26 protein-coding genes and 2 tRNA genes are annotated in these 25,813 nt (G+C 68.4%); 14 read left to right on the top strand and 14 right to left on the bottom strand.

Annotated elements, in window-relative coordinates:
- The first annotated feature begins 47 nt into the window (after positions 1 to 47).
- From POL67_RS01585 to POL67_RS01575, 3 genes are all read left to right on the top strand, one after another.
- The gene (locus POL67_RS01585) at positions 48 to 884 is read left to right on the top strand and encodes a hypothetical protein (RefSeq protein ID WP_271914833.1); all 837 of its coding nucleotides are present in this window, start codon (positions 48 to 50) and stop codon (positions 882 to 884) included.
- Positions 885 to 902: 18 nt separating this feature from the next.
- A complete protein-coding gene (locus POL67_RS01580) occupies positions 903 to 1,553 on the top strand; it encodes a deoxynucleoside kinase (RefSeq protein ID WP_271914832.1) in 651 nt (216 codons plus the stop codon).
- 184 nt (positions 1,554 to 1,737) lie between these two features.
- The gene (locus POL67_RS01575) at positions 1,738 to 2,163 is read left to right on the top strand and encodes a response regulator (RefSeq protein WP_271914830.1); all 426 of its coding nucleotides are present in this window, start codon (positions 1,738 to 1,740) and stop codon (positions 2,161 to 2,163) included.
- 28 nt (positions 2,164 to 2,191) lie between these two features.
- On the opposite strand, the gene nadA is transcribed toward POL67_RS01575, so the two are convergent.
- Positions 2,192 to 3,145, bottom strand: a complete 954-nt coding sequence (gene nadA, locus POL67_RS01570; protein ID WP_271914828.1) for a quinolinate synthase NadA — start codon at positions 3,143 to 3,145, stop codon at positions 2,192 to 2,194.
- 8 nt (positions 3,146 to 3,153) lie between these two features.
- Positions 3,154 to 4,074: a 1-acyl-sn-glycerol-3-phosphate acyltransferase gene (locus POL67_RS01565; protein WP_271914825.1), complete on the bottom strand. Its 921-nt coding sequence runs from the start codon at positions 4,072 to 4,074 to the stop codon at positions 3,154 to 3,156.
- A gap of 58 nt (positions 4,075 to 4,132) precedes the next feature.
- On the opposite strand from POL67_RS01565, the gene POL67_RS01560 reads away from it, so the two are divergent.
- Entirely contained in the window at positions 4,133 to 4,552 is a 420-nt protein-coding gene (locus POL67_RS01560) for a hypothetical protein (protein ID WP_271914822.1), read from the top strand.
- Positions 4,553 to 4,601: 49 nt separating this feature from the next.
- On the opposite strand, the gene POL67_RS01555 is transcribed toward POL67_RS01560, so the two are convergent.
- Positions 4,602 to 5,264, bottom strand: a complete 663-nt coding sequence (locus POL67_RS01555) for a DUF4304 domain-containing protein (protein ID WP_271914818.1) — start codon at positions 5,262 to 5,264, stop codon at positions 4,602 to 4,604.
- The gene (locus POL67_RS01550; RefSeq protein WP_271914815.1) at positions 5,254 to 6,198 is read right to left on the bottom strand and encodes a hypothetical protein; all 945 of its coding nucleotides are present in this window, start codon (positions 6,196 to 6,198) and stop codon (positions 5,254 to 5,256) included. Before POL67_RS01550 ends, POL67_RS01555 begins: the two co-directional genes overlap by 11 nt.
- A 799-nt stretch (positions 6,199 to 6,997) precedes the next feature.
- Between POL67_RS01550 and POL67_RS01545 the strand changes: the two genes are divergently transcribed.
- Positions 6,998 to 7,771: a hypothetical protein gene (locus POL67_RS01545; protein ID WP_271914812.1), complete on the top strand. Its 774-nt coding sequence runs from the start codon at positions 6,998 to 7,000 to the stop codon at positions 7,769 to 7,771.
- A 29-nt stretch (positions 7,772 to 7,800) separates the two neighbouring features.
- Here POL67_RS01545 and POL67_RS01540 read toward each other — a convergent pair whose 3' ends face one another.
- Both POL67_RS01540 and POL67_RS01535 read right to left on the bottom strand, forming a co-directional pair.
- The gene (locus tag POL67_RS01540; protein WP_271914810.1) at positions 7,801 to 8,241 is read right to left on the bottom strand and encodes a GNAT family N-acetyltransferase; all 441 of its coding nucleotides are present in this window, start codon (positions 8,239 to 8,241) and stop codon (positions 7,801 to 7,803) included.
- Between the two features lie 45 nt (positions 8,242 to 8,286).
- The gene (locus POL67_RS01535) at positions 8,287 to 8,784 is read right to left on the bottom strand and encodes a cysteine hydrolase family protein (protein WP_271914807.1); all 498 of its coding nucleotides are present in this window, start codon (positions 8,782 to 8,784) and stop codon (positions 8,287 to 8,289) included.
- A gap of 181 nt (positions 8,785 to 8,965) precedes the next feature.
- Here POL67_RS01535 and POL67_RS01530 point away from each other — a divergent pair, with 181 nt between their 5' ends.
- Entirely contained in the window at positions 8,966 to 10,360 is a 1,395-nt protein-coding gene (locus tag POL67_RS01530) for an ABC1 kinase family protein (protein WP_271914802.1), read from the top strand.
- Between the two features lie 18 nt (positions 10,361 to 10,378).
- Positions 10,379 to 11,428 (top strand): selenide, water dikinase SelD, encoded by a 1,050-nt coding sequence (gene selD, locus POL67_RS01525; RefSeq protein ID WP_271914799.1) that lies wholly within the window; start codon positions 10,379 to 10,381, stop codon positions 11,426 to 11,428.
- A gap of 6 nt (positions 11,429 to 11,434) precedes the next feature.
- Here selD and POL67_RS01520 read toward each other — a convergent pair whose 3' ends face one another.
- From POL67_RS01520 to POL67_RS01510, 3 genes are all read right to left on the bottom strand, one after another.
- Positions 11,435 to 12,922 (bottom strand): NHL repeat-containing protein, encoded by a 1,488-nt coding sequence (locus POL67_RS01520; RefSeq protein WP_271914796.1) that lies wholly within the window; start codon positions 12,920 to 12,922, stop codon positions 11,435 to 11,437.
- Positions 12,922 to 13,884, bottom strand: coding sequence for a hypothetical protein (locus tag POL67_RS01515; protein ID WP_271914792.1), 963 nt, complete (start codon positions 13,882 to 13,884; stop codon positions 12,922 to 12,924). Before POL67_RS01515 ends, POL67_RS01520 begins: the two co-directional genes overlap by 1 nt.
- Positions 13,885 to 13,978: 94 nt before the next feature.
- Positions 13,979 to 15,493, bottom strand: a complete 1,515-nt coding sequence (locus POL67_RS01510) for a serine/threonine protein kinase (protein ID WP_271914789.1) — start codon at positions 15,491 to 15,493, stop codon at positions 13,979 to 13,981.
- 233 nt (positions 15,494 to 15,726) lie between these two features.
- Here POL67_RS01510 and guaB point away from each other — a divergent pair, with 233 nt between their 5' ends.
- Positions 15,727 to 17,178, top strand: a complete 1,452-nt coding sequence (guaB, locus tag POL67_RS01505) for an IMP dehydrogenase (RefSeq protein ID WP_271914786.1) — start codon at positions 15,727 to 15,729, stop codon at positions 17,176 to 17,178.
- On the opposite strand, the gene POL67_RS01500 is transcribed toward guaB, so the two are convergent.
- On the bottom strand, positions 17,166 to 17,924 hold the full coding sequence (locus tag POL67_RS01500) for a hypothetical protein (protein ID WP_271914783.1): 759 nt from the start codon (positions 17,922 to 17,924) through the stop codon (positions 17,166 to 17,168). The two genes, guaB and POL67_RS01500, sit on opposite strands and share 13 nt — an antisense overlap.
- 86 nt (positions 17,925 to 18,010) lie before the next feature.
- Between POL67_RS01500 and POL67_RS01495 the strand changes: the two genes are divergently transcribed.
- Positions 18,011 to 18,097 (top strand) — tRNA-Ser (locus POL67_RS01495).
- Positions 18,098 to 18,166: 69 nt separating this feature from the next.
- Positions 18,167 to 18,254 (top strand) — tRNA-Ser (locus POL67_RS01490).
- Between the two features lie 44 nt (positions 18,255 to 18,298).
- Here the strand turns inward: POL67_RS01490 and POL67_RS01485 are convergent.
- The 4 genes from POL67_RS01485 to POL67_RS01470 are packed head-to-tail and all read right to left on the bottom strand — an operon-like array spanning position 18,299 to position 22,618.
- Positions 18,299 to 19,549, bottom strand: coding sequence for an ABC transporter permease (locus POL67_RS01485; protein ID WP_271914780.1), 1,251 nt, complete (start codon positions 19,547 to 19,549; stop codon positions 18,299 to 18,301).
- Complete coding sequence (locus POL67_RS01480) at positions 19,546 to 20,769, bottom strand: ABC transporter permease (RefSeq protein ID WP_271914778.1); 1,224 nt, start codon at positions 20,767 to 20,769, stop codon at positions 19,546 to 19,548. Before POL67_RS01480 ends, POL67_RS01485 begins: the two co-directional genes overlap by 4 nt.
- Positions 20,769 to 21,887 carry an efflux RND transporter periplasmic adaptor subunit gene (locus tag POL67_RS01475; protein WP_271914775.1) on the bottom strand — a complete coding sequence of 373 codons (1,119 nt, stop codon included), beginning with the start codon at positions 21,885 to 21,887 and terminating at the stop codon, positions 20,769 to 20,771. Before POL67_RS01475 ends, POL67_RS01480 begins: the two co-directional genes overlap by 1 nt.
- Complete coding sequence (locus POL67_RS01470) at positions 21,884 to 22,618, bottom strand: ABC transporter ATP-binding protein (RefSeq protein ID WP_271914772.1); 735 nt, start codon at positions 22,616 to 22,618, stop codon at positions 21,884 to 21,886. The genes POL67_RS01475 and POL67_RS01470 overlap by 4 nt, the downstream gene beginning before the upstream one ends.
- Positions 22,619 to 22,912: 294 nt before the next feature.
- Between POL67_RS01470 and POL67_RS01465 the strand changes: the two genes are divergently transcribed.
- From POL67_RS01465 to POL67_RS01450, 4 genes are all read left to right on the top strand, one after another.
- Positions 22,913 to 23,065, top strand: coding sequence for a hypothetical protein (locus POL67_RS01465; RefSeq protein ID WP_170228813.1), 153 nt, complete (start codon positions 22,913 to 22,915; stop codon positions 23,063 to 23,065).
- Between the two features lie 104 nt (positions 23,066 to 23,169).
- Entirely contained in the window at positions 23,170 to 24,417 is a 1,248-nt protein-coding gene (locus POL67_RS01460) for a radical SAM protein (RefSeq protein WP_271914768.1), read from the top strand.
- A gap of 13 nt (positions 24,418 to 24,430) precedes the next feature.
- Positions 24,431 to 25,597 (top strand): aKG-HExxH-type peptide beta-hydroxylase, encoded by a 1,167-nt coding sequence (locus tag POL67_RS01455; protein WP_271914765.1) that lies wholly within the window; start codon positions 24,431 to 24,433, stop codon positions 25,595 to 25,597.
- Positions 25,594 to 25,812, top strand: coding sequence for a hypothetical protein (locus POL67_RS01450; protein WP_271914763.1), 219 nt, complete (start codon positions 25,594 to 25,596; stop codon positions 25,810 to 25,812). The genes POL67_RS01455 and POL67_RS01450 overlap by 4 nt, the downstream gene beginning before the upstream one ends.
- Position 25,813: the final 1 nt, after the last annotated feature.

Genomic DNA, 25,813 nt, shown 5'->3' with positions numbered 1-25,813 from the left:
GTGGTCGGTCGACCGAGGAGCCCGAACTTTGCTACAAGGTGCACGCGATGCGAGCACGGGTGAAGCGCCTCGAAGACCGACGGCGGAAAGGCCGACGTGCGCTCGCGTCCGCAGCCGCCTTCACCCTCGCGCTCGGCGGGGTGATGGGGACGGCGCGCGGCGCGGACGCGAGTGAAGAGGCGGCGGACGCGGACGCGGCGCCGGCTGCGCCCGAGCCTCCGCCACGGCCGAAGGAGCTGCCTCCGCTCGACATCAAGGAGCCGCCGTTCACGCGGCACGTCGACATCGGCGGAGGTGTGGCGCTCGTGCATCGCATCCCGAGCGGCGACACGGGCGTGCGGTATCCGGCGTCCGTGGGCATGGGGCTGTGGGCGCGGGTCGACATCACGCGGTACCTGCGCGCGAGCCTGTACGCGGTGCGCGCGGAGCGCGACTTCAACATGCCTTCGGGCGCGCTCGGGCTCGTCGGGGATCCGGGGGATGTCGAGTTCTACACGTACTCGTTTGGCCTGCGGCTCGCGCCGACGTGGCGCATCTCGCCGCGGGCGCGCGCGTGGGTCTCGGCGGGCGCGGGCTGGGGGCGGCTCGAGCTCGGGCGGTTCTCGGTCGAGACGTCGGGAGGAAGCGTGTTTCCCGTGCGCGAGCGGACGGCGTCGTTCGTGGAGATTCCGCTCGGCCTCGGCGCGTCGTTCGACGTGGTGCCCCAGTGGCTCGCGGTGGAGCTCGAGACGACGGGCGCGTTTTACCCCGCGTCGGCGCAACGAGGACGGGCCTTCGAGGACGGGCAAGCGATCGACGCTTCCGGGCGCCGCGTGACGGTGGGACCTTTCCCCAGGTTCGCTGGGGGTTTCGTGACGACGCTCGGGCTTTCGCTCGTGCTTTGAGGGGAAGCGGAGGACGAGATGCTCGAGAGCCGGCGGGATGGCGCGCGCCCCCGGATCATCGCGGTGGCTGGGAACATGGGAGCTGGGAAATCGAGCCTCGTGAAATGGCTCGAGCAGCAGTTCCGAATGGTGCCGTTCTTCGAGCCCAACGAGGAGAACCCGTACCTGTCCGACTTCTACGGGGACATGTCGCGCTGGGCGATGAGCTCGCAGCTCTTCTTCCTCGTCCGGCGCTTCCACATCCACCGCGACGTCGTGCGACGCGCGGCCGTGGATCCTCGGCCGATCGTGCAGGATCGGACGCTCTACGAGGACGCGGAGATCTTCGCCGCGCACCTGCACCAGGCCGGCTACATCGACGCCCGCGACTGGCAGATGTACGACGACCTCTATCGGACGCTGCGCGAGGAGATCCGCCCGCCGGACCTGATGATCTATCTGCGGTGTCCTCTGCCGACCCTCGTGCGGCGCATCCGGCAGCGGGGACGAAACTTTGAACGCAAAGTACCCAAGAGCTACCTCGCTGCGCTGGACAAGCTCTACGAGGAATGGCACGCACGGTACGACCTCTCGCCGACGATGGTCATCGAGACCGATCGGCTCGACTACGTGGAGCGGCTCTTCGACAGGCTCGAGGTCATCCGCGCGATCGAGAAGCACCTCGGCTGAACATTTCGCCTGACAGCCGCACCATTGCGGTCATTGCGTTACGCGAAGTTGGCGTCACCCCGCGTCAACCCATTGGCACTGGGCGGCAAATTGCCGCATGCTCGCTTTTGGCGCTTGCGCAATGCTCAGCGATGGGCGACCTATTGGAATTCCTGGAGTTGGCGTGGGGCTCATTGGCACGACGATGGGAACGACGGCGGAACATGGGGGATCCGCGCGGCGGACGCGCGTGCTGCTCGTCGACGACGAGCCGTTCATCGTGGCTTCGATCCGACGGCTCCTCGCGAACGAGCACGAGGTGACCACGGTGTCGAGCGGGCACGAGGCGCTCGCGGTGGTGGAGGCGGGGGCGCGCTTCGACGTGGTGCTGTGCGACGTGCGGATGCCGGGGATGAACGGGTTCGAGCTCTACGAACGACTGCTCGTGACGGCGCCGGAGGTGGCGCGGCAGATCGTGTTCTTCACGGGCGCGGCGTTCACGAGCGACGTGCGCGCCTTCTTCGCGCGCGTAGAGAACCTGCTCCTGGAAAAACCCTACGACCCGTCCGAGCTGCGCGCGCTCGTGCGCAAGCTGGCGACCGGCAAGCCCGACGCCCCGACGAACCTTTGAGCTCGAAGGGAGCGGCCGGCCCGATGGCTCACGAGAGCGCGAGCATCCGGTCGATCGGCACCCGAGCGCGCTCGCGCAGGTCGAGGGGCATCTCGATGCGGGGCTCGAGGTCGCGCAGCGCGAGGTAGACCTTCTCCATCGTGTTCAGGCGCATGAAGGGGCACTCGTTGCAGGCGCAGTTCTTCTCGGGCGGCCCTTCCAAAAACGTCTTGTGCGGCGAGGCCTTGCGCATCTGGTGCACGATGCCGCTCTCGGTCGCGACGATGTAGGCCTGCGCGTCGTCGGTCTGCGTGTACTTGAGCAGCGCGGTCGTCGAGCCGATGAACGCGGCCATGCGGAGGAGCGCCTCCTCGCACTCGGGGTGCGCGATGAGCTTGGCCGTGGGGTGCTCCTCGCGCAGGGCGATGATCTTGCGCAGGCTGAAGGTCTCGTGCACCACGCAGCTTCCCTGCCAGAGCCGCATCTTTCGGCCGGTCTTCTGTTCGAGCCAGCGGCCGAGGTTCTTGTCGGGCGCGAAGAGGATCTCCTTGTCCTCGGGGATCGCGCGGACGATCTTCTCAGCGTTCGACGAGGTGCAGATGTAGTCGCTCTCGGCCTTCACCTCGGCCGTGCAGTTGATGTACGTGATCGAGACGGCGTCGGGGTATTTCGCGCGCCAGGCGCGGAAACGGTCGACCGGGCAGCCGTCGGCGAGCGAGCAGCCGGCCTCGAGGTCGGGCACGACGACGATACGATCGGGGTTCAGGATCTTCGCGGTCTCGGCCATGAAGTGCACGCCCGCGAAGAGGATGACGTCGGCCGTGGTCTTCTTCGCCTGCTGGGCGAGCTGGAGCGAGTCGCCGAGGAAGTCCGCGAGATCCTGGATGTCACCCTCCTGGTAGTAGTGGGCGAGCAGGACGGCGTTGCGCTCCTTCTTGAGCCGCACGATCTCGGCCTCGAGATCCAGACCCGGGTCGATCTTGCCTCGGACGGTTTCGCTCATCGTGGGCCTCAACGTAGAGGCTCCGCGGGCGCCGCGCCAGGGGGGCGCGGGAGGGCACGCGCGAGGCGTTCGAGGGCGAGGCGCAGGTGCGCGGAGGGCTCGGCGCCGAGCTCCGCGACGTCGAGCGCGGGGCCGATCGTGACACGCACGTCGACGTCGCCGAAGCCTGGGAGCGTGAGCTGGAGGAGCGGCACGAACGCATCGGTCAACCCCGCGTGGCCCGCGAGCGCAGACGCGAAGGCGCGTGCGCGGAGCGAGACGACCCCCGAGACGATCACGGGCACGACGACGAGGTCGGGGCGCGCGCGCGCCGCGAGCGTGACGAGCGCGTCGAGGCCGGGTTGGAAGGCGTGGAGCACGCTCTCGCCGGGAGGAACGAGGCGGGGATCCGGCTCGATGCGGCCCGCGGGGAAGTGCAAGAGCGCGCCGCCGCGCGTGAGGTGACGGGCGGCAACGCGGAGCGCGAGACCGGCACGCGCGTCGGGCGGCGCGGAGAGCAGATGCTTGCGGACGTGGGGCAAGGCGAAGAGCAGATCCCGCGCGGCCGCGATGACGGCGAGGTCGTCGCGGCCCACCGCTGAAAAGAGCGCGAGGGCGTCGTAAAGGCCGGGGTGGTTCGACACGACGAGGAGAGGGCCACGCTCGGGCAGAGCTGCGCGCCGCGCGGTGAGGTCGTGCGGGCCGCCCGAGGCGTCGGCGAGGCGCGCGCGCACGCCGTACCGATCGAGCATCACGAGCGAAGCGCGGCGGAGCGATCCGAGGCGCGCGAGGTCGTGGTCGAAGGCGACGAGGTGTTTCGCGAGCGAGAGCGCCGCAGGATGGAGGACGATCTCGGCCGCGCGAAGGGCGAGCGGGCCGCGATCTTTCGCGAGGTGCCCGGCCATCTCGGCGCGCGCGATGTGGAGGATCTCGACGAGGTCCGCGTTCATCCTGCGATGCCAAGATACTCTGCTTGCGGCGGCCGAGCGCGCTCGACATCATGGGTTCATGCGCGTCGTTTCAAGCCGTTTCGCCCTTGCCGTCACGCTCGCCGGGCTGGTGTTCACGCAGGGCTGTCGCGAGGCGGCGAGTCCGCCCCCGGTGGCCGAGGAGCCGAAGGTCGCGGTTGCGCCGAAGCAGGCTGAGGAGCCGAAGGCCGCGGATGCGCCGAAGCAGGCCGAAGAGGGCGTCGAGACGCGCGAGGGCGAGCTGCATCCGAGCAAGGGATTCGGGTCGGTCGCCGATGTGTTGATCCCGCGCGACGACCTGAAAAAGCACCTCGGCGCGGATTGGCAGAAGACGACCGTGGGAAAACGCGTGCGGGTGCGGGGCAAGCTCCGGATTCACAAGTGCGGGCCGCAAGAGCAATGCCTCATTCAGGGCGAATTGCCCATTCTCACGCCGGATTCGATCGAGGTGCTCCCGTGAAGCAGCCCACGAGCGCGCGCCCGCGGGCCGGCCCTTCGCAGCAAACGCGTCAGTCGTCGTCGCACGAGAAGCGCGCGAAGAACGCCTCGTCGGTCTTGGCGCCATAACGCTTCTTGGTCTTCGACCGCTCCCGCTCGATGCATTCGCGACACTTGTCCTTGCACCCGAGCCGCTTCCAGAGGATCGCGGCATAGAAGAGCTCGAACGTATCTTCACGGGGATTGATGAATCGATCTTCCTTCTTGCGGGGCTGCGAGCAGAACTCCGCGACCGCGCGTTCGTCCCGGAACCGGTCGAAGAAGGGCAGGGCCGCCGTCTCCACGAGCCGCCGCAGCTCCTGCCCTACTTCATCGTCCTTCTCGGGCCCATCGGAGGACGTGAGATGCCACCACGGATTGCCCGCCGGTGTCAGGAATCCGGGTCGCACGTGCAGGACGCCGTCCGCTGCGTCAGGTGCCTTGGGTTCGACGCTGTGTGGACCCCAGTAGACAGTTCTGACCCCGGGAATGTAAACCCCACAATTCGTGGTAAAACTGTATTCCTCGGCCGTATTGAGCTCGTCACTCTCGTGATGGTAGAGATGCTGGACGCTCCCCACCTCCCGCACGTACACGATCCCTCGTTTCTTGAAGCCCGCCGCGTGGAGCGTGGGCGTGACCCGCATCTTGAAGATGTGGCTCATTCGGTCCCGCAGGACTCGCTTAGGGTTCATAATAGATCACCCGTCCCTTCTTCCGAAACGCCTCTTCGTACTTCTTCATTTGGCGTTTGCCCGCTTCTTTGCCCGTCGGCGTGTTCGGCTTCAGCTCGATCGGATTCCCATTTGGCGTGAGTGCGTCGGGCCGCAGTTCCTTGCCATCCTTCTTGATGCTCGGCCGGGGATCCCACCCCTCTCCCTTCTTCGCCTCGACCTTCTCCGTGAACTCCTTGTGCACCTGCCGCCCCCGCGCCGCCGCCGGGTTCTCGCCTCCCCGCTTCGGTTTGGCCTGCGGTGGAGGATCCGCCGCGCTCCCGCTGCCCCCCTGCCCCGCCGCCCCTCCGTTCGGCTTCCCGACCGGCTTGGTCCTCGTCTTGACCGTCGACTTCGCCGCCGGCTGCGGCGTGCTGGCTCCCCCCGCGCTCCCACTTCCCGTTGACAGTGACTGCCCATGGTGCGTCCCGGCGGGCTTCTTCTTGTCCTTCGGCTGGAAGTTCTTGTGCCGGGCATGGCAAGCGCCTGTGAGGCACTCCTGGGCTCGATCGAGCCGCGCCGTCTCCTCCGGGGTTTGGCTCCAGTCCTCATACCTCCATACTTCACCCGGCTGCACCTCGCTCGGGTCCTTCGGTACGGGCGCGGGCGCCTCGACCGGGCGCGGTCGATTTTCCGCGACGGCCGGCTCCCCGCCGGGCCGCTTGACCAGGATCCTCGTGCACGTACGTGAACCCGCGCCGCCGCGTTGCCGCGTCTGACCTGGCTCCCGATAGGCCGCGCACCGCTCCCGCTCCGACGGTCTCGCGATCGGTCGCGGCAGCGATTTCCGCCGCGACGTCGGCGGCTCGGCGCGCCCGGCCTCGCCCTTCTTTTCTCCGTCCTCCTTCTCCGTCGCCGCGAGCTTCTCCGGCGGGGGGGGGCGGCGGCTTGTCGCAGGGGAGATGCTGGAACGCAATCCCCAGAAGCTTCCGGCTCTCGGAGGGCGCGTTGGCATCATGGATATAAATGACCTTGGCCTCGCGGCTCTCCAAGAGCTCGTCGAGCGGCAGGAACGTCGTTCGAGGCGTCCCGTCCCCCACGTCGTACCAATAACGCGCATTCGGGTCGACGTGGGGATGGCGCCGGCATATGCGGAACAACCTCATTCCGTTCGGCGTCGTCTGCGCCCACGCCTGCGTGTGCGCGCCTGTCGCGGCGCACCCGAGGAGCCATGCCGAGACGCCCAAAGCGAGGAGCACGAGGAGCCAAAGCCGAACAAAGCGGTTCGACGACCAGGCCATGGAAGTGCCTTCCGTTTGCGCAAGGCCTCACCAGGCCACCCCCGTGGCGCCGTGCGCGGGCTCGCGTTCTTCCTGGCGAGCCGTTCTGCAACAAGCCTCGACGCGGGGACAAGAGATTGCACGCCACCGCCCCCGCGCGGCAAATCCCTCCCCCGCGGATGCGTCCTTCAACCCCGCCACGGCACGCCATCCACGTGGGAGGGCACACCCTCTCCCCGCGAAGGCACGCTCGCCCCACCCCAAGGCAGGCCCTCGACGTGTGACGGCACACATCAAACCCATGAAGGCACGCACCGACCGCAGGAATGCAGCGCGCAGACGTGTGATTGCACACGCTCGCTCCGCCGCGGCAAACGTTGCCGGCACGAAGGCACAATTCCGACCCGTGAATGCACACTCGACTTCGTCGAACGCTCCCGCTGACGGCGTCTTTACAACCTCAGAACCGCGCATATGCGCAGGTAGGACACGAACATGCCCCTCGATCTCGCGACGATCTCCCCCAAAGGCCGCGACCGTTACCTCCGCATCGGCCGCGCATACGGGTCCAGCGACACGCTCAAGCAGGCGAACAAGACCCTCCACGCCCTCGATTCGCACGCGTCGGCTCTCCTCGACGGCGGGTTCGCCTCCGAGGACGCGGTGCTACTCGAAGCCGCGCGCAATGCGCTGATCGACGCAGGCGTGGGGCGCGACGAGGCCGCCGGGAAAAAGAGGTCGACGAGCCAGGCTTATCTCGCCGCGACCACGGAAGCGAAGGGCGCGCGCGCACGCGCGCGATCGGTCCTCGTGGCCGCGCACCGCGTGCTGGAGGACGCGGGGTGCGAGGACGCAGCGCGCACAGTGGAGACGACGCTCGATCGCACGAGCGTGCTCCCGGACGACGCGGAGAAGCTCGCGACGCAGCTCGACGCGCTCCGGGCGACGTTGAGCAGCGAGGCCGTGGTCGAGGTCGCGAAGAAACGCGGGGGGACGACGGCGTTGCTGTCGCTCACCGCGGCCGCCGCCTCGCTGCGCGCTGCCGCGGAGGCGCGCGAGGGGACCGGCACGCAGCTCTCCACCGAGCAGATGGATGTCATCGACGGGATCATCGTGACCCTGTGCCGCTCGGCGAGAAACACCGCGCGGCTGGCGGCAGCTTCACAATCGCAGCCCGCGCTCCTCAAGGCATTCGCGCTCACCCATATCAAGCCGCCAAGCCGCGCTGTCGAGGACGACGGCGCCGATGAGGCCTCCGCGACTGGCTGACCCTCTCCCGACCCGCCCCGCGAGCCATTTCATCCCCATCGCAGCTCCATGACCAACCGGGGGTCCTTCTCGCCGAAATAGTGCGGCTCCTCGCCGATGACCTCGAATCCGAGGTTCCGGTAGAGCGCCACGGCCGGATTGTCCGGGTGCACCGTGAGCTTGGCCGAGGACGTCCCCCGGGCCTTCATCGCCGCGAGCAGCGCGTGCATCAGCGCTTTGCCGAGCCCGCGACCCCGGGACGCGCCTCGAACGGCGAGGGAGAGGACCCACAGGACGCCGGGCTCGTGCGAGCTGGCTCCGATGCCGTATCCGTCGAGCGAGCCATTTTCGCCGTCGGCCACGAAAAAGGTATCGCCCCAAAGATCGAACGCCTGCCGGAAGAAAAAGTCTGGATAGACGTGCGTGCCGAAGACGTCGCGCTCGACGGCGAAGACGGCGCGGAGGTCGGTGAGGTCAGCGCGACGGATCATGTTGCGAGTCCCATCGATCGATGGCCCGATGCCACGAGCCCCCGATCAGCCGAGGACCCGCTTCAGCGCGCCATACGAAATGACGTCACCGATGCGCTCCACGAACGGAATGTTCTCCGCGACGCCGCTCGCGAGCGAGCCCCGAAGGATCACCGGCGTGAAGTCGTGGTCCAGCGCGCCGCGGTAGGTGGAGAGCACGCAATGTTCGGCGCAATATCCGGTGAGGATGACGGTATCGACGTCGAGCTCGCGCAGAGCGCCCGCGAGCGGCGTCTTGTTGAACGAATTTCCGTACGTCTTGTGAATGTGCAGGTCCGAGGGGAGGACCTTCACGCTTTCGGGCACCTCGAAGCGCGTGGTGCCCGGGACCCGTTGGTCCTCTTCGCCGATGTCCTGCACGCAGACGACGGGCAGACCTTTCGCGCGAAACAACGCGATGCCGGCATTGATGTACTCGATCGCGTTCGTCAGCGAGCGAGCCGTCTCGGGGCTTTCGTCGAAAAACTGCTTCTGTACGTCGATGACCAGGAGGGCAGGCTTCATCGGGAACTCCTCGTCGCAGGCGCGTTCATGCGCGCCCACGCATGGCAGGCGCGACGGTAGCGCGGCGGGGCGAGGATCGTCTACGGCACGATTTCCTCGGCGCAAGCAGCCATCTCCCTTGACGATGCTGGTCGACCAAGCCCAAGTAACCCTTGCGGCCCCCAAGGCGCCGCGCCCCCGCATGGCCGACGACAAGCCCAAGGACAAGCCGCCGACCTCCCGGCTCGGCCGGCTCGCGAGACTCGCGAGCCTCGCCCCGCGCTCGATCCCCTTCGCCCTCGAAGGCGCCAAACGCGCGCTCTCGAAGAGCCCTCGCACCGAGGACGAGGAGGCCGCCGCGAAAGAGCGCATGGCCGCCGAGGTCAAGAAGACCGCCGAGGCGATGCTGAAGACGCTCGGCGAGATGAAGGGCCTGCCCCTGAAGCTCGGCCAGATGGCGAGCTACATCGACGGCCTCGCCCCGCCCGGCCACGAGGACAAATTCCAGGCCGCGCTGAAGAAGCTCCAGGACAAGGCGCCGCCGCTCTCGGCCGAGTCCGCCGCGCAGATGATCCAGACCGAGCTCGGCGCGCCGCCCGAGGAGGTCTTCGCGAAGTGGGAGCGCGAGCCGTTCGCCGCCGCGAGCATCGGTCAGGTGCACCGCGCCGTCACGAAGTCGGGCGAGCGCGTGGCCGTGAAGGTGCAATACCCCGGGATCGACAAGGCGATCGAGAACGACCTGAAGAGCATCTCGCTGCTCGAGACGATGATCAAGCCGCTCTCGCGCAAGCTCAACGCGACGCAGACGCTCGACGAGATCCGGCAGGTCTTCCTGGCCGAGCTCGACTACGGCCGCGAGGCCGAGATGGCCGACCTCTTCCGCCGCCTCAACACGGACGAGCCGGACATCCTGATCCCCGAGGTCCACCACTCGCTCACGACGAGGCGCGTGATCACCACGAGCTTCGCCGACGGCGCGCCCTACGCCGACTTCTGCAAGGAAGGCAGCCAGGAGGCGCGCAACCGCGCCGGCGAGGCGATCTGGCGCTTCACGTTCCGGTCGATGCTCCGCTACGGCGTGCTCTACGCCGACCCGCACCCGGGCAACTACCGCTTCCTGCCCGACGGGCGCGTCTGGTTCCTGGATTTCGGCTGCGTGAAGATGCTGCCGCCCGACCTCGTGAACGACATGAAGCGGTACATGCGCGCCGCGCTCGACGGGGACTGGGTCGAGTTCGATCGCGCGTGCATCGAGGTGCTCGGCTACGACCCGAACGACGAGACCTGGGATCTCTACCGGAGCTACACGATGGAGCTCATGATGCCGCTCACGACGAAGGGCACGTGGGTCTGCTCGCGGGAGAAATCACGCGAGACGGTGCAGTTCCTGGCGCGCGGCATCAAGAGCCTGGCCTTCAAGGAAGGCGAGGCGATCCCGAACATCCCGCACGTGCCCAAGATGCCGCAGGACTTCACGTTCGTGAACCGCCTGCAATGGGGCCTCGCCTCGGTGATGGCCGGGCTCGGCACGGAGGCGTCGTTCCGCACCATCAGCGAGGGCTGGATCCGCGACGGGGTGCACCCCCTTCCTGCGTAGCGCGTCGAGGGACGAACCATGACCGTACGGCTCACCCAGGTCGCCAAGCGCGCCGGCTGCGCAGCGAAACACCCGCCCGGCTACCTCTTCCCGCTCCTCCGAGGTCTGCCGCCGATCACCGATCCCAACGTGATGATCGGGACGAGCACAGCGGACGACGCGGCCGTCTACCGGCTCTCCGCAGACACGGCGCTCGTGCTGACGACGGACTTCTTCACGCCCGTCGTCGATGATCCGTACGACTTCGGCGCGGTCGCCGCGACGAACGCGCTCAGCGACGTGTACGCGATGGGCGGCAAGCCGCTGACGGCGCTGAACCTCGTGGGCTTCCCCGACGACACGCTCGACGCCTCGATCCTCGCGGAGATCCTGCGCGGCGGGGCCGAGAAGGCGCGCGAGGCGGGGATCGATCTCGTTGGAGGCCACACGATCAAGACGGACGAGCCGATCTACGGCCTGGCCGTGACGGGCGTGGTGCATCCGGATCGCGTGGTGTCGAACGCGGGAGGTCGTCCGGGCGATCTGCTCGTGCTGACGAAGCCGCTCGGGATCGGGATCCTGACGACGGCAGCGAAGCAGAACAAGGACACGCGCGGCGCGATCGGGAAGGCGATCCGGCTGATGTCGACGCTGAACCGCGACGCCTGCGAGGCGATGACGGCCGTAGGCGTGCACGCGGCGACGGACGTGACGGGCTTCGGGCTGCTCGGGCACCTGCGGAACGTGGTGGCCGCGAGCGGATGCGGCGCGACGGTGTGGCTCGACGCGGTGCCCGTCGTGGAGGAGGCGTGGACCTACGTGAAGGAAGGCATCGCGCCCGGCGGGACACACGCGAACTGGCGCTTCCTGAAGGATCATGTGAGCTACGAGGACGGGATCGACAAACCCGCCGAGCTCGTGCTCTCCGACGCGCAGACCTCGGGCGGGCTGCTCATCGCGGTGGAGCCGTCACGCGTGGATGCGCTCGTCGCGGCGCTCGAAGCGCAAGGCACGCCGGCGCGGGCGATCGTGGGCAGGCTCGACGACGGGCCGGCCGGGAAGATCCACGTCGCCGCGAAGCGAACGTAGCCCGCGTCAGGGCGAGAGCGCGAAGACGAAGCCGTCGGAGTTGTACGTGCTGCTGTTCATCAGCGTCTCGTCCGCGGACAGCGACAGAGAGCGCTCGAACAAGCCGCCGACAAAAACCCGCTCCTTGCTGTCGACGCCGACGGTGGTCGCGGCCTGCCCGTCGTCAGCGCCGAAGCCCTTCCCCCACAAGACCTGCCCTGCTGCGTCGAGCTTCAGGACGAACACGTCGCCCGGCGACCCGCCGCTCTGGACGTTGACGACCGCGTCCTCATCGTAGAACTCGAGCACGCCCCGGTACTCGCCGCCGACCACGATCTCGCCGCTCGGCGCGACCGCGATCGATCGGCCGACCTGGTTGCCGAATGAGCCGAAGCGGCGGCTCCAGAGGTGCTGGCCCGTGGCGTCGAGCGCGAGCACGAAGAGATCGGTGCCGCCCCGGCTCTTCAGCGTGGCGCCCCCGCCGAGGTCGAACGTGCCCGCGAACTCGCCCGTCACGAGGATCTCGTTCGACGGGCCGATCGCGAGGCCGTACGCGCGCTGATCCTCGGCCGGGCCGAAGGTCTTTCCGAACACGCAGGAGCCGTCCGGCGCGAGCCGCACGACGAACGCATCGGAGCCGCCGTACTGCGGGAGCGTGCAGCCCGAGAACGTGAGCGTCTCGTTCAGGTTGCCCGCGACGACGATGTCGCCGCTCGGCATGACCTCGACCGACGCGCTCGGGTTCTTCGGGTCGTCGCTCGCCGCCCTACCGACGCGCTGGTGCCAGAGGTGCTTGCCCGCAGGGTCGAGCTTGACGACGAAGATGTCCGTGCCGGGGTTCGGCGGGCTCGGGACGCCGTCGCCAAAGTCGACGGTCCCCCTCACCACGCCGACCACGATCACGTTCCCCTCCGGATCCAACGCGACGTCGGTCGCGAACTGCGTCTCCGCGTCCCCGACCCGGTAGACCCACTGGGCCACGCCGTTCGCGTCGAGCTTCACCGCATACGCGTCGATCCCGCCGAACGCGGCCGCCATGGCGCCGTCGACGGCGAACGGCCCTTCCCACCCGCCCGCGAGGACGACGTTGCCGACCTTGTCGACGGCCACCGTGGTCCGGTACTGCTCGGCGGGATCGCCGATGTGCTTGCCCCACACCGCGTCGCCCTCGACGACGGACATCTTCACGACGGCGAGGTCGAGCTTCCCCGTGGTCACGTACGGGGTGCCTGCGAGGTTCGGGATCTCGAGCTGAGCGTCGAAATCCACGACGGCGAAGAGGAAGCCCTCGTCGCGCAGGACGGCCATGTCGTGGACGCTCTGGTACGAGTCGACGGCCGTTTGGCCGAAGCTCTTCTGCCAGACAGGATCTCCGCCCTCGCGCCCGCCGCCGCCGGTCGTGGTGTTGGGGATCCGGGTCCCCGGCTGGGCGTCCTCGGCCGCGCAGGAAGGCGCGCCGATCGCCGCGAGCCCGAGGGCCAGCGCGAGGAGAGCTCTGCGATCCGTGCGGTCCATCAGAAACGACCTCCGATCCCGACCCCCGCGCCCTCCCGCTCCACCCAGGTCCACGGCGTGACCGAGGCCGACGCGACGCGCGGCTTCGACGACGGCGCCGTGACGATGCCGACGACGGCGACGCCGAGCGCCGCGACGCCCCCGATGCCGAGCCCGATGAAGAGGGCGTTGCTCCGGTTCTTGCGCGTGTTGTCGGACGCGGGGTCGTAAAACGTGAGCGGCGGGCAGTTCTTCTGGACGTCGCCGTCGCAGATGCCCGACTGCTTGCCCTCGATGTAAGCCTGATCGATCCGGAACGCGGCCGCGCCCGCGAGCAGCGCGATCCCCGCGCCCCCGGCGGCCCACGCCCAGATCGGGATGCGACGGCCTCCCGCAGCCTCCGCGTCGGTGCGCAGCGCGATCGCGACGTCGATGACCTTGCCCTCGGCCACCTCGACGGTCGTCGCGAACGGCTCGTAGCCGGGCGCGTCGGCGCTGATCGACTGCTGGCCGAGATCCACGGGGATCACGGTGCCGAGCAGCGCGACGGGCACGTCCTTGCCGTTGTGCGTGACGCGCAGCCCCGGGGGCGCGCCGCCGCTGACGGCGATCTTGATGCGCGGCAGGCGCGGCTCGATCTTCGTGAGCCCCTTCTGCGCCACGTCCTCGAGCGCGCGCTTGCGCTCCTCCCCTTGCGTCTCGCGGTTCAGGACGAGCGCGCGCTGGTAGGCCGACCACGCGAGCGCGAGCTTTCCTTCATGCTCGTAACATCGCGCGATGTTGAGCAGCGTGCTCGCCGCGGGGTAGAGGATCATGCTCGCCTCGAACTTGGCGCAGCCGTCCTTCCAGTTGCCGCGATCGAGCAGATCCCGGCCCGCCTGAAAGAGCGCCGCCGCCGCGGGATCGGGGACCGACGCGCTCTGCGCCTGCGCGGCGCGAGGCGGCGCGGTGACGAACGACGCTCCGAGGCACGCGATGAGCACGGATCCGACGCGCGCACGGCGAGCGCCCGCCGAGCGGATTGTCCGCGGGGAGCGAGCGACTTCTGTGCACGACAGCGCAGCGGGACCGCGTGGCTCAAAGCTCACGGAGCGGATCATACCCCGTTTGCTTCTTCGTCGTGCGCTTGGTCGCGGGGTTCGTCGTCGTGGTCGTCGGGCTTGCTGCCTTGCCCGTCGTCGCTGCCGCCGGCGTATTGGCGCTTGCGGACGAGGGCGCCGGCGTTGCGGTCGTCGTCGCGGGAAGCGCCTCGGGCGCCGCGGCGCTCGAAGGTGCGCGGGCCTCGGGGGTCGCCGCGGCGAGGGTCGGCGCAGTCGGCGTGACGCCGCCTGCAGCCGGCGTGGTGGCCGTCGCGTCGGCCGGGCCGGAGAAGCGAAGGACGATCGCCGCGACGCCGATGCCCACGACAAACGCGAGGAGCAGCACGGCCCCGATCGTCTTGCGGTTCGACTTCTTCGCGGGCCGCGCGGCCGGAGTCGCCATCGCCGCATGGGAGTACGGCCCGTACGGCGCGGCGCCCGGCGGCCGGAGCGCGGGCGCAGGCGGGAGCGGCGGCACGGACGGGGGCATGCCGGGGCTCGACGAAGGCGCGCCGGGCGCGGGCGGACGATAGAGCCCGCCCGCGAGCTTGCGGACCGAGGTCGCCGTGAGATCCCAGTCGCCGGTCGAGGTCATCGGCCGCGCGTCGAGCGGGATGCCGAGCACCTGCGCGAGGGCGAGGACGAGGTCCGTGGCCTTCACGAACCGCCCGTCCGGCTTGGGCCACGTCGCACGCGTGAACCAGGCATCGAAGGCTTGCGGCAGCTCGACGCCGTAGCGGCGCGCGCGCACCGAGGCCGGCTCCTTCGCGCCCTCCACGATGTGCAAGAGCAGCGTGTAGAGCGACTCGAGCTTGCGGCTGTCTTCGAGCCAGTACGGCTCGCCGACGAGCAGCGCGTAGGCGATGTGGGCGAGCGCGTAGAGGTCGGCGCGATGATCGATCGTGCCTTCGCCCAGGATCTGCTCGGGCGACATGTACGGCGGCGTGCCGAGGTTGATCGTCTGCTGCTTCATGCCGGCGTGCTGGCCGGAGGCGAGCACCTTGGCGATGCCGAAATCGAGCAGCTTGATGCGGGGCGTGCCGTCGTCGCGGTACGTGATGAAGATGTTCTCGGGCTTGAGATCGCGATGCACGATGCCCGCTGCGTGTGTCTTGTCGAGCGCGCGCGCGGCCTGCGAGAGCACGAGGACGATCTCGGGCGGCGAGAGTTTTCCCCGGTCGCCGAGCACGTTCGCGAGGTCGTCGCCGCGCAGGAGCTCCATCACGAGGAAGGGCGCGCCGGTCGCGGCGTCGACGTCGGCGTCGAACGTCTCGACGATGTGCTCGCTGACGATGTCGGCGGTGACCGTGGCTTCGAGCTTGAAGCGCTCGCGCATCTCGGGGCTGCCGACGAGGCCCGGCAGCATCACCTTGAGGGCGCGGCGGCGGTGCGTCTTCTGGTCGATGACCTCGTAGACCGCGCCCATGGCGCCGGTGCTGACGCAACGCACGACCTCGTAATGGCCGTGGAAGATCTTGCCGGGGGCGAGCAGCCCCGCATCCGGTTCCGCCAAGGGATCTTCCTTCTAAGCGTGCAGTGTTCCGCTTTCAATAGCCGCGCCGCGCCGCCCGCCTTCTCTCGCGAACGGGCGTCCGACATGCTGAAAACAGGCGCTCTGAGCTGCCAAATTTACGTAATTGTTACAAATATTTACAGTTATGCCGTGGGCACCGACACAACGATGCCCCGGATCCGTGGCGTTCGCGGCGGGCACGCGCTAGACCCGCCGCCTCCGCGAGGTAGCTGATGCTCGACGACAAGCTCCGCGAATGCCTGACCTTCGACGACGTGCTCCTGGTCCCGGCCTATAGCGAAGTGCTGCCGAACCAGGTGGACGTGCGGGCGCGCTTCAGCCGGCGCATCCCGCTCAACATCCCGCTCGTCAGCGCGGCGATGGACTCGGTCACCGAAGGACGCACCGCCATCGCCATGGCGCGCGCCGGCGGCATCGGCATCGTCCACAAGAACCTCACGATCGCGCAGCAGGCGCGCGAGGTCGAGCGTGTGAAGCGCGCCGAGAGCGGCATGATCACCTCGCCCGTGACCGTGCGTCCCGACGAGTCGCTGCGCGACGCGCTCGGCGTGATGAACGAGCACGACATCAGCGGCGTGCCCGTCGTCGAAGGCGGCAAGCCCGTCGGTATCCTGACGGCGCGCGACATCCGCTTCGAGAAGAACCTCGATCAGCCCGTCAGCGCGCTGATGACCCGCGAGCTCGTGACGGTGCCGCCGGGCGTCTCGAACGACCGCGCGAAGGAGCTGCTGCACGCGCACCGCATCGAAAAGCTGCTCGTCGTGGAGAACGGCAAGCTCATCGGCCTGATCACGATCAAGGATCTCCTGCAGGCCGATCGAAACCCGGACGCGCTGAAGGACGAGGCCGGTCGCCTGCGCGTCGGCGCCGCGCTCGGCCCGGGGCCCGACGCGGACGAGCGCGCCGAGGCGCTCGCAGCCGCGAACGTCGACGTGCTCGTCGTGGACACGGCGCACGGGCACTCGCGTGGCGTGCTGGACACCGTGAAGCGCGTAAAACACCGCTTCCCGCACATCGACGTGGTCGGCGGGAACGTGGCGACGCCCGAGGCCGTCGAGGCGCTCGTCGACGCGGGCGCAGACGCGGTGAAGGTCGGCATCGGGCCGGGCAGCATCTGCACGACGCGTATCGTCGCGGGCGTCGGCGTCCCGCAGATCACGGCCGTCTCCGACTGCTCACGCGTCGCCGATCGGCACGGCATCCCGATCATCGCCGACGGCGGCATCAAGTACTCGGGCGACGTGACGAAGGCGCTCGCCGCGGGCGCGTGGAGCGTGATGGTCGGCTCGCTCTTCGCGGGCACGGACGAGTCGCCCGGCGACCTCGTGCTCTACCAGGGCCGCAGCTACAAGGTGTACCGCGGCATGGGCTCGCTCGGCGCGATGCGCAAGGGCTCGAAGGATCGCTACGGTCAGGGCGGCGCGGCGGACGAGAAGCTCGTGCCCGAGGGCATCGAGGGCCGCGTGCCGTACCGCGGCTCGCTTGGCTCGATCCTGTTCCAGCTCGTCGGCGGCCTGCGCTCGGGCATGGGCTACACGGGCTGCGCGACGGTGGCCGAGCTCCGGCAGAAGGCGCGCTTCGTGCGGATCACGTCGCAAGGGCTCCGCGAGAGCCACGTGCATGATGTGATCATCACGGAAGAAGCGCCGAACTACCGCACGTAACGAGCGCTCGTCGGCGGCAGCGGCTTGTCGCGGCCCTCGCTGAGATCGAAGCGGTAGAGCAAGCCCACGCGGAAGAGGAGCGCGTTCGTCGTCCCGGCGCCGGGCGCGCAGCCCTCGATGACCTCGCTCGAAAGGCGGTAGGCGTCGAGGGATCCTTCGGCGGTGAACGAGACGGTTTTTCCGATCGGCACCTCGACGCCCACGGCGGCGCGCAGGCCGAGGTTCAGGCTGTCCGTCGCGGAGCAGGAGAACGGCTGTCCCCCGCGGAGCCCTCCATCGATGAGGAAGACGCCGTCGGCGTGTGCGCTTTGCCAAACGGCGCCGAGGCCCACGCCGAGGAACGGCACGATGGGCTCGAGGCCGGAAAAACGCACGCGGACCGAGGCCCACGCGGCGTCGGTCGAGCGAGCGATGCGCACGGCGCCGAAGGGCACGACGCCGCTGTCCTCGCGGCCGAGGCCCACATGCTCGTACGTGAGCCCGATCGAGAGGGGGTGCAGGAGGTAGGTGAGCCCGAGGCCGAACAGGGTCCCGCCGCGCTGTGTGACCGGGAAGAGGGGCGCGTCGCCGAGGCGAACGCCGCCGCCGACCGACGCCGAGAGGTCGATCGCGGTCTGTCGGGGCTTCCTCGGCTGGGCCGGCGGGGCGGCCTGGGCGCGCGCCTCCTCGGCTCCGAGGAGAGACACGAGGAGCGCGGCTGCGCCAAACGCGCGGGCTTGCCGGGCCTTTTGGGAGAGCGGGGGCATGGCCCGAGCCATACGCTGGATATTTCTTCGTTGGCAAGGACGGACGATGCTTGACCAGGCGGCCGCCTTTTGCCATCTTCGCCCGCGGAGAGGTGACCGAGAGGCCGAAGGTGCCTGATTCGAAATCAGGTGTACCCTCACGGGTACCGCGGGTTCGAATCCCGCTCTCTCCGCACAGACCAGCGTAAACGTGACGCGCGCCGATGGCCCCAAGCTACCGGCGCGTTGTCGCGCGTGCGCTTGGAGAGGTGACCGAGTGGTCGAAGGTGCACGACTGGAAATCGTGTGTACGGCAACGTACCGCGGGTTCGAATCCCGCCCTCTCCGCCAAGATCAAGATCGCGCTCGATGATGCGTCCGGACGCACGCCGCGCCTACTCGGTGCGGAGCGCCTCGATGGGGTCGAGCCGCGCTGCGCGCCAGGCTGGGTAGAAGCCGAAGATCACGCCCGTTACCAGCGCGAGGCCGAGGCCCAGGCCGATGGACCAGGGCTCGACGTGGTGGTCCCAAGGGCCCACCACCTGCGTCATCACCTGGGCCAAGAGCCACGAGACGCCGACGCCTCCGAGCACGCCGAACGCGCCGCCGACCGAGGAGACGGCCGCAGCCTCGAGGAGGAACTGGGCCAGGATGGCGCGGCGTGGAGCGCCGACGGCGCGGCGGATGCCGATCTCGCGGGTCCGTTCCGTCACGGTCACGAGCATGATGTTCATGATGTTGATGCCGCCGACGAGCAGAGCCATGAGGCTCGTGCTCAGGAGCAAGAGCTCCACCACGCTCAGGATGAGCCGATCCTGACTGCTGCTCTCGTCGTCCTCGACCTTGAAGTTCTTCACGCCGAGGTGCCTGCGCAGGAGCGTCGACGAGACGATGCTCCGCAGCGTGGAGAGCGGCGTCGTCACCTCGGCCGTGTCCGTTCGTCGCACGTAGATGCGGTTCACGGCGTGGTTCGGCGAGAGGATCGCGTCGTAGGTCGTCTCGGGGACGAGCACCTTTCGGTTCCAGATGTCGGTGCTGTCCGTCGAGCCGAAGATCGGACGATTCACGAGCACGCCGATCACCGTCCACGCGTGCCCCTCGACGAGGATCCGAGGGAGATCGTCGGCTTCGAACGCAGCGAAGCCCCGATCGCCGAAGAGCTTCTGCCAGACCTCATGACCGAGGATGCACACCCTCGCGCGACGTTCGAGGTCCGCGTCGACGAAGAAACGACCTCGCGCGAGCTCGAGGCGATAGAGCGAACGCGCGGTTGGCGTGGCGCTGACGAGCGTGATGCTCGTCTTCTTGTCGCCTGCGTGTGCCTCCGTTCGCTTCGTCGATTCGCTCTGCGCCTCGAAGCCGCGGATGCCGCCGGACGCGCGGAGCGCGCGGGCATCGTCACGTGACAGCTCACGCCGCGTGCGCTTGCGGTCTCGCGCGTTCGCTTCTTCGCGACGCACCTGGACGAGGTCGCTCTCGGTGGCCTCCTGGCTGGCGCGCAGCAGCGCTTCTTCCCCGCTTCGAAGGAGCGAGGCGAGGACCACGATGGAGCCTGATCCGATCATCACGCCGAGCAGCGTGAGCAGGGCGCGCAGCCGCCCGCCGACGACGAACCGCACGGATCGGAGCAGATCGAAGAACCTCATCGCCGCATCGCCACGACAGGATCGAGGCCGCCCGCGCGGCGCGCCGGCAACCAGCCGAAACCCACACCAAGGCCGAGTGAAACGAGCAGCGCGGCCGTGGCCGCGCCGGTCGAGACGGAGCCGACCCAGGTCGGGATGGCCGATGCGATCAGCGGCGCCGCGACCAGCGCGACGAGCGCGCCTGCGGCCGTGCCGAGCAGACCCCCGAAGCCGGAGAGAAGCATGGCCTCGACGAGGAACTGCGCGCCGATGTCGCGCGGCGTCGCGCCGAGGGCCTTGCGGATCCCGATCTCGCGCACGCGCTCCGAGACGCTCACGAGCATCATGTTCATCACGCCAATCCCGCCGATCAGGAGCGCGACGCCGGCGATCAGGCCGACGACGGCCTCCATGATCAGGAAGATCATCTCGAACTTCCCCATGATCGAGCTGAAGTCGTAGATCGTGAAATCGTCGACGCCGCGATGGCGCGAGACGAGGCGCGCGTTGACGATGCGCTTGACCGCGTCGTTCTGCGTCGCGTCGTCGGTCTTCGCGACGACCGTCGTTTCGAACCGCGTGCGCGGCAAGAGCTCCGCCACGGTCTCGAGCGGCGCGATGAGCAAGTCGACCCAATCGAACCCGAACCCGACGCCGAACCGCTCGTTGTTCGCGAGGACGCCGACGACCCGGCACCGCAGCACGCCGATGGTGACGTTTTGCCCGAGCGGATCACCGTCCCAGAGTTTTTCCGCGAGCTTGTGGCCGACGACGCAGACCCGCGCGTGGCGCTTGTTCTCCTCCTCGGTGAACGCGCGCCCTCGACCGATGCGCATCCCGTAGGCCGCGAAGAAGCTTTCGTCGCTGGCGACGAGGGACGTGCGCTCCTGCTTCCCCTTCGCCGAGAGGATGTCCTTCGTGCCCAGCGACGCGTACATCGCCGTCTCGACGACGTGCGGGACCCGATCGAAGTAGCGCGCCTTGTCGCGCAGCTCGAAGCCGAGCGTGTACATGCCCTGCTTGCGCGCGGCGCGCTCCGGCACCTTGGGCACGAAGAGGAGCAGCCGAGCGCCGCCGATCTCCTCGATGCCGCGGCTGAGCGTCTGGAGCCCGCTCTCGGCGAGCGACGACATGAGGACGATGGCGAACGCGCCGATCATGATGCTCGTGACCGTCAGGAGCGAGCGGAGCTTGTGCGCCACGAGCGCCTTGGCGGCGATCACGAGGTGACTCGTCCACATCACATCTGCGTCTCGTTTGCGGCGGCAGACCCCGGTTCGAGCAGAACGCGGTTCCCCTCCTCGAGCCCACGCACCACCTCGACCTCACGATCGGTGCGCGCGCCGAGGACGACCTCGACCTCCTCCGTCGTTTGTCGGCCCTCGGGGCCGTCGTGGACGCGCGTGACGCGCGCCTTGCCGCCGCTCTCCCGGACCGCCTCGATCGGCAGCGTGAGGACGTCGCGGCGTACGTCGAGACGAATCCGCACGTCGGCGGACATCCCCGGCTTGATTTGCGCGTCAGCCGCGGTGAGCTCGGCCTCGATCGGGAACACGTCCACGTCCCTGCCCTGCGGGCGCGTCGACGCCGGCGCGATCTTCGTCACGCGCGCCTCGTAGGTTTTCCCGGGGAGCGCGTCGAGCGTCAGGGTCGCGGCCTGCCCGAGCTGGACCTTCGCCACGTCGATCTGATTCACCTCGATTTTGACGACCAGCGTCGAGAGGTCCGCCACGACGAGCAGCGCCTCGCCATTGAAGGTGGCTTGCACGCCGGGCGTGACGACCTCGCCCGGCTCGATTCCGCGCTGGATCACCGTGCCGGCCATCGGCGCGACGATCTTCGTGTATCGAAGGCGATCCCGGGCGATGTCCACCGCGACGCGCGCCTGCCGCACGGAGATGTCCTTCGTGGCCAGGTCGTGCCGGGCCGCATCGAGCTCGTGCGCGGGGACGACGGCCCCCTCGACACCCGCGGTTTTCCGGCCGAGGACGAGTTTGGCATAAGCTACCGACGCCTGCGCGTTCGCGAGCTCGGCTTCGGCGCGGGCGAGCTCGCGTTGATAATCCGTCGGATCGAGGACGACGAGCAGGTCTCCTTTTTTCACCTGCGCGCCTTCGTCCACGAGGACCTCGGCCACCTGGCCCGGGACCTTCGATTTGAGCTCGACCTTGTTGCGCGCCTCCACCTTCCCCGTCTCGACCACCTCGAGGACCAACTCCGAGCGTTTCGCCGTCACGACGAGCGCGGGGTCGAGCGGAGCCGCTCCCGCGCCGCCGCGCTGCGAAATCACGACGCCGAGCGCGACGATCACGATGAGCGCGAGCAGCCACGGCCACCGCCGCTTCCGCTTCGCGCTCATGCTGTGGCTCCCTGCGCGGCTGCGGCGGCCCCTGGGCTGGCCGCGACAAACTTCGACGCGTCCGAGACCAAGGCCCCGTCCTTGAAGGTGATGACCCGATCCGCATAAGCGGCGATGGCCTCGTCGTGGGTCACGACGACCACGGTCATTCCCTGGGCGTGGAGCTCGCGAAAGAGGCCCATCACCTGCACCGTCGTGGCGGAGTCGAGCGCCCCCGTGGGCTCGTCTGCGAGCAGGAGCAAGGGCTCATTGACGATCGCGCGGGCAATGGCGACGCGTTGTTGCTGGCCGCCGGAGAGCTGGTTCGGCAGATGATCGATACGCTCGGCGAGGCCGACGCGCACGAGCGCGCGCCGCGCACGTGCTCGGCGTTCCGACGGGCGGATACCCGAATAGATCATCGGCAGCTCCACGTTCTGGAGGGCGGAGTCCCGGGGCAGGAGGTTGAACGACTGGAAAACGAACCCGATCTTGCGGTTTCGGAGGTGCGCGAGTTCGACCTCGTCGAGCGCCCCCACATCCTCTCCATCGAGACGATATCGCCCCTCCGTCGGCCGGTCGAGGGTCCCGATGACGTTGAGCATCGTCGACTTCCCCGACCCGGAGGCGCCCATGATGGCGACCATCTCGCCCTTCCGGATCTCCAGCGAGACATTGCGGAGCGCGTGCACCTCGATCTGCCCCATCCAGTACACCTTCGTGATCGACTCGATCTGGATCAGGGGATCCATCAACGGAACCTCTTCCGGCCGTAGCGGACGCGCCCGCGGAAGGGGCCGATGGTACGAGACTTCGTCTTACGCCACCCAGAAATTTCATCGCTCCGCACAAAAAACGCAAAACAGCGCCGACGCGGGCCGCTCCGAGCATTCTGTTGCACCACCAATTGAATTCTACAACACGCAACCGCATCTCGGCCTTCTCCGAAGACGACACGTCAACGAATGTGCTTGTGGGACGACACGGAGATTGATAAATCTGAGTATTGCTCCTCACCGGAGCAATTCACGAGCAGGAGAAAAACCATGAACGACATCGAGAAGCAGATCCAGGATCGCCTCGCCGACGAGGACAGCATGGACTTCGAAGGTGCCGAGGACCTCATCGAGGCCCACATCGACGAGGTCACGGGCGGCGGCTTCAGCCTGCACGTCCAGTTCAAGCAGCAGCAGAAGTAAGCCTCCACCACGTGGAGTGAGTCCGCCGGGCGCGGCCTCCTTATAAAGAGGCCGCGCTCGGTGGCTCGAACGCGGGCCTTGGATACGAAAGGAATCAGCGCGAGATGCTTCAGGACATCCGTCGAACCGCCGAGTATCTGAACATCGTATTCAAGGTAAGCGAGCGCTGCAATCTCAAATGCGATTATTGCTATTTCTTTTTCGCCGGCGACGACAGTTGGAAGAAACATCCTCCGCTCGTGTCGCCGGAGGTCGTCGACTCTCTCGGGGCGTTCTCGGCGCGAGCGGCGAAGACGTACGGCATCGAGCGGGTGACGCTCATCTTTCACGGCGGCGAGCCGCTGCTGATGCCACGCGCCCGGTTCGCGGACATGTGCGAGAGGCTCCGCAAGCACGAGGAAGGATTCCGCTTCGACTTCGGCCTGCAAACGAACGGGGTCCTCGTCCGCGACGAGTGGATCGATATCTTCGAGAAGTATCAAATCTCCGTGGGCGTATCGCTCGACGGGCCGCCCGCCGTGAACGACAAGCACCGGCTCGACCTCAAGGACCGCGGCTCGTATGACCGCACGGTCGCGGGGCTACGCCTGCTCCAGGAGGCCGCGGCGCAAAAAAGGCTCAGCGCGCCCGGGCTCCTCGCGGTGATCAACCCCGGGGCCGACGGCGGCGCTGTGTACCGTCACTTCGTCCACACCCTGGGCGTGACCGACATGAGCTTTTTGACCCCGGATTACACGTGGGATTCGGGCGTGAACGAGGAGATCGTCCGCGGCGTCGAGCGATATTTGCTCTCGGCCTGCCGCGCGTGGCTGCGCGACAAGAACCCCAAGGTCCACATCCGCGTCTTCTCGGAGCTCCTGTCCGCGATGGTGAGCGCGCAAGCCATGGACCTCCTCCGGACGTATCGCGACGACTATCGAAACATCATCTCCGTCTCGTCGAACGGCGACCTGGCCCCCGAGGATACGCTGCGCGTCGTCGATCCGCGCTTCGCCTCCATGGGCCTCAACATCGCGACCCACGGCCTCGAAGACCTCGTCGAATCGGATGCATGGCGCGAGCAGGCCGAGGCGTCGCTGAAACGACCGGAAGGGTGCAAGGCGTGCGGATGGTGGAACATCTGCAAGGCGGGGCGACCGATCAATCGTTTCTCCAAGGCCCTCCGGTTCGACAACAAATCGCTGTATTGCAAGGGGCTGCAAGACATCTACGCGGAGATCGCCGCATTCCTGGTCCGGAACGGGATTCCCCTCTCCGAGATCACGAACAGGATCGCCGCGATCGACCCCGCGCCCGCCCCCGACCCGGGGGGCGTCCCGGAGAACGGGCAACAGGCGTCCCCTCCACGCTGAGCCGGACAAACCCATGGCAGACATCTCCTCCCACGCGGACATCTTCGCGTCGCCCGTCCACGGCGACGCCGTCGGCGCCGTGCGCTCGCTCGCGGCAGGTCGCCTCCATGCGACGCGCCGCCGGGTGGCGGACGTATTGACGCGGGCGGGAAAGGACGAACCCGCCCGCGCCCTCGTCGCGTTCACCCCGGGCCGAGGCAGCGCATGGCGCCCCGAAATGGGTTTGGCCCTGCTCGCCCTGCGAAACGACGCCCCCGCGCTCGCCGCGCTCCAGCTCGCCGCACTGCACGGCGGCATGGGCGGGTCGGGCGTCGTGGAGATCGAAATCGACACGCCGCAATGGCTTTACCTCGACGGGTGGCTCGAACCCATCCAAGGGGCGTGCCGCCTCGCGGCGGGGGAAAACAAGACGACGGTTCATTCGGATCTGGGCCATGCGACGTACGTCCTCTCGCCGGAGAAAAACCTCCTCCCGGCCGAGGCGCCGGGAGGCCCGTGGAGGGTTTTTCCGAGCGGCGGTCTCGCGCCGCGGTACGTCACGGTCAGCGGGCTGCGCCATTCCGTCGAGGGATTCCCCTGGATTGAAGGCCCTCCGCCCGCCCCGCCCGCGACCGTGACCGCGCCGCAGGAGCGCATCGACGTCATTCGCGCCGCCTGGCGGCTCTTGCTGGAGAGCGCGCCCCTCTTCGCGCCCTGGGTCGCGAGCACGGCCGCGGGGTGCTTGCTCCTCGACCGGAGCGGCAGCCACGAGGCCCAATCCGGCAGCTCCTACGATCATCCCGGGCTCATTGCGATCGAAACGCCCGACGACGCGGCGTTCTGCGGCGAGCTCCTCGTCCATGAGTGCGCCCACCAGCACATGCTGCTCTACTCGATGGTCGCTCCGTTCGTGCAGACAGGGAGCGACGAAGTGTACTACTCTCCGATCAAGCGGGCGCACCGGCCGATCGAGCGGGTCCTCTCCGGGGCGCACGCAGTGGGAAACATGATCGTTTACTACCACGCGCTCCGCCGGACGACCGGGCTCGACGCCGCCTCGCAGGATCGATTCAGCGTCCACCAGCGCTGGTTCGACGAGGATTACCGGCCCGCCCTCGACCAGAGCAAGACCCTCACGGAGGCCGGCCAGCGGTTCTGGCGGGGCGTGTGCAACGCGGTCGATTCCGCAGCGCGACAATGAGCGAAAGCAAGGCGAGCGAGAGCCAGGAAAAAGGCGGCAAGAGCAACCGGCGGGACAATCATCGACTCTACCGCCCGGAGGCAGTGGCTGCGCACGCCACACGTGGAGCCGGTGAGCCGTGGGAAGGCCGATTGCTCGCCGAGCACGCGATTCTCGCCGTCCTGACGTTGCTGGCGGCGGCCGGCCTCGTCGCCTTGTATCTGGGAGCCCGCTGAG

Origin of the sequence: Polyangium mundeleinium (genome assembly GCF_028369105.1) — a bacterium.
In the GTDB taxonomy this organism is placed as follows: Bacteria; Myxococcota_A; Polyangia; order Polyangiales; family Polyangiaceae; genus Polyangium; species Polyangium mundeleinium.
Note: the sequence above shows the minus strand (reverse complement) of the source record. Positions and strands in the feature narration are given on the sequence as shown.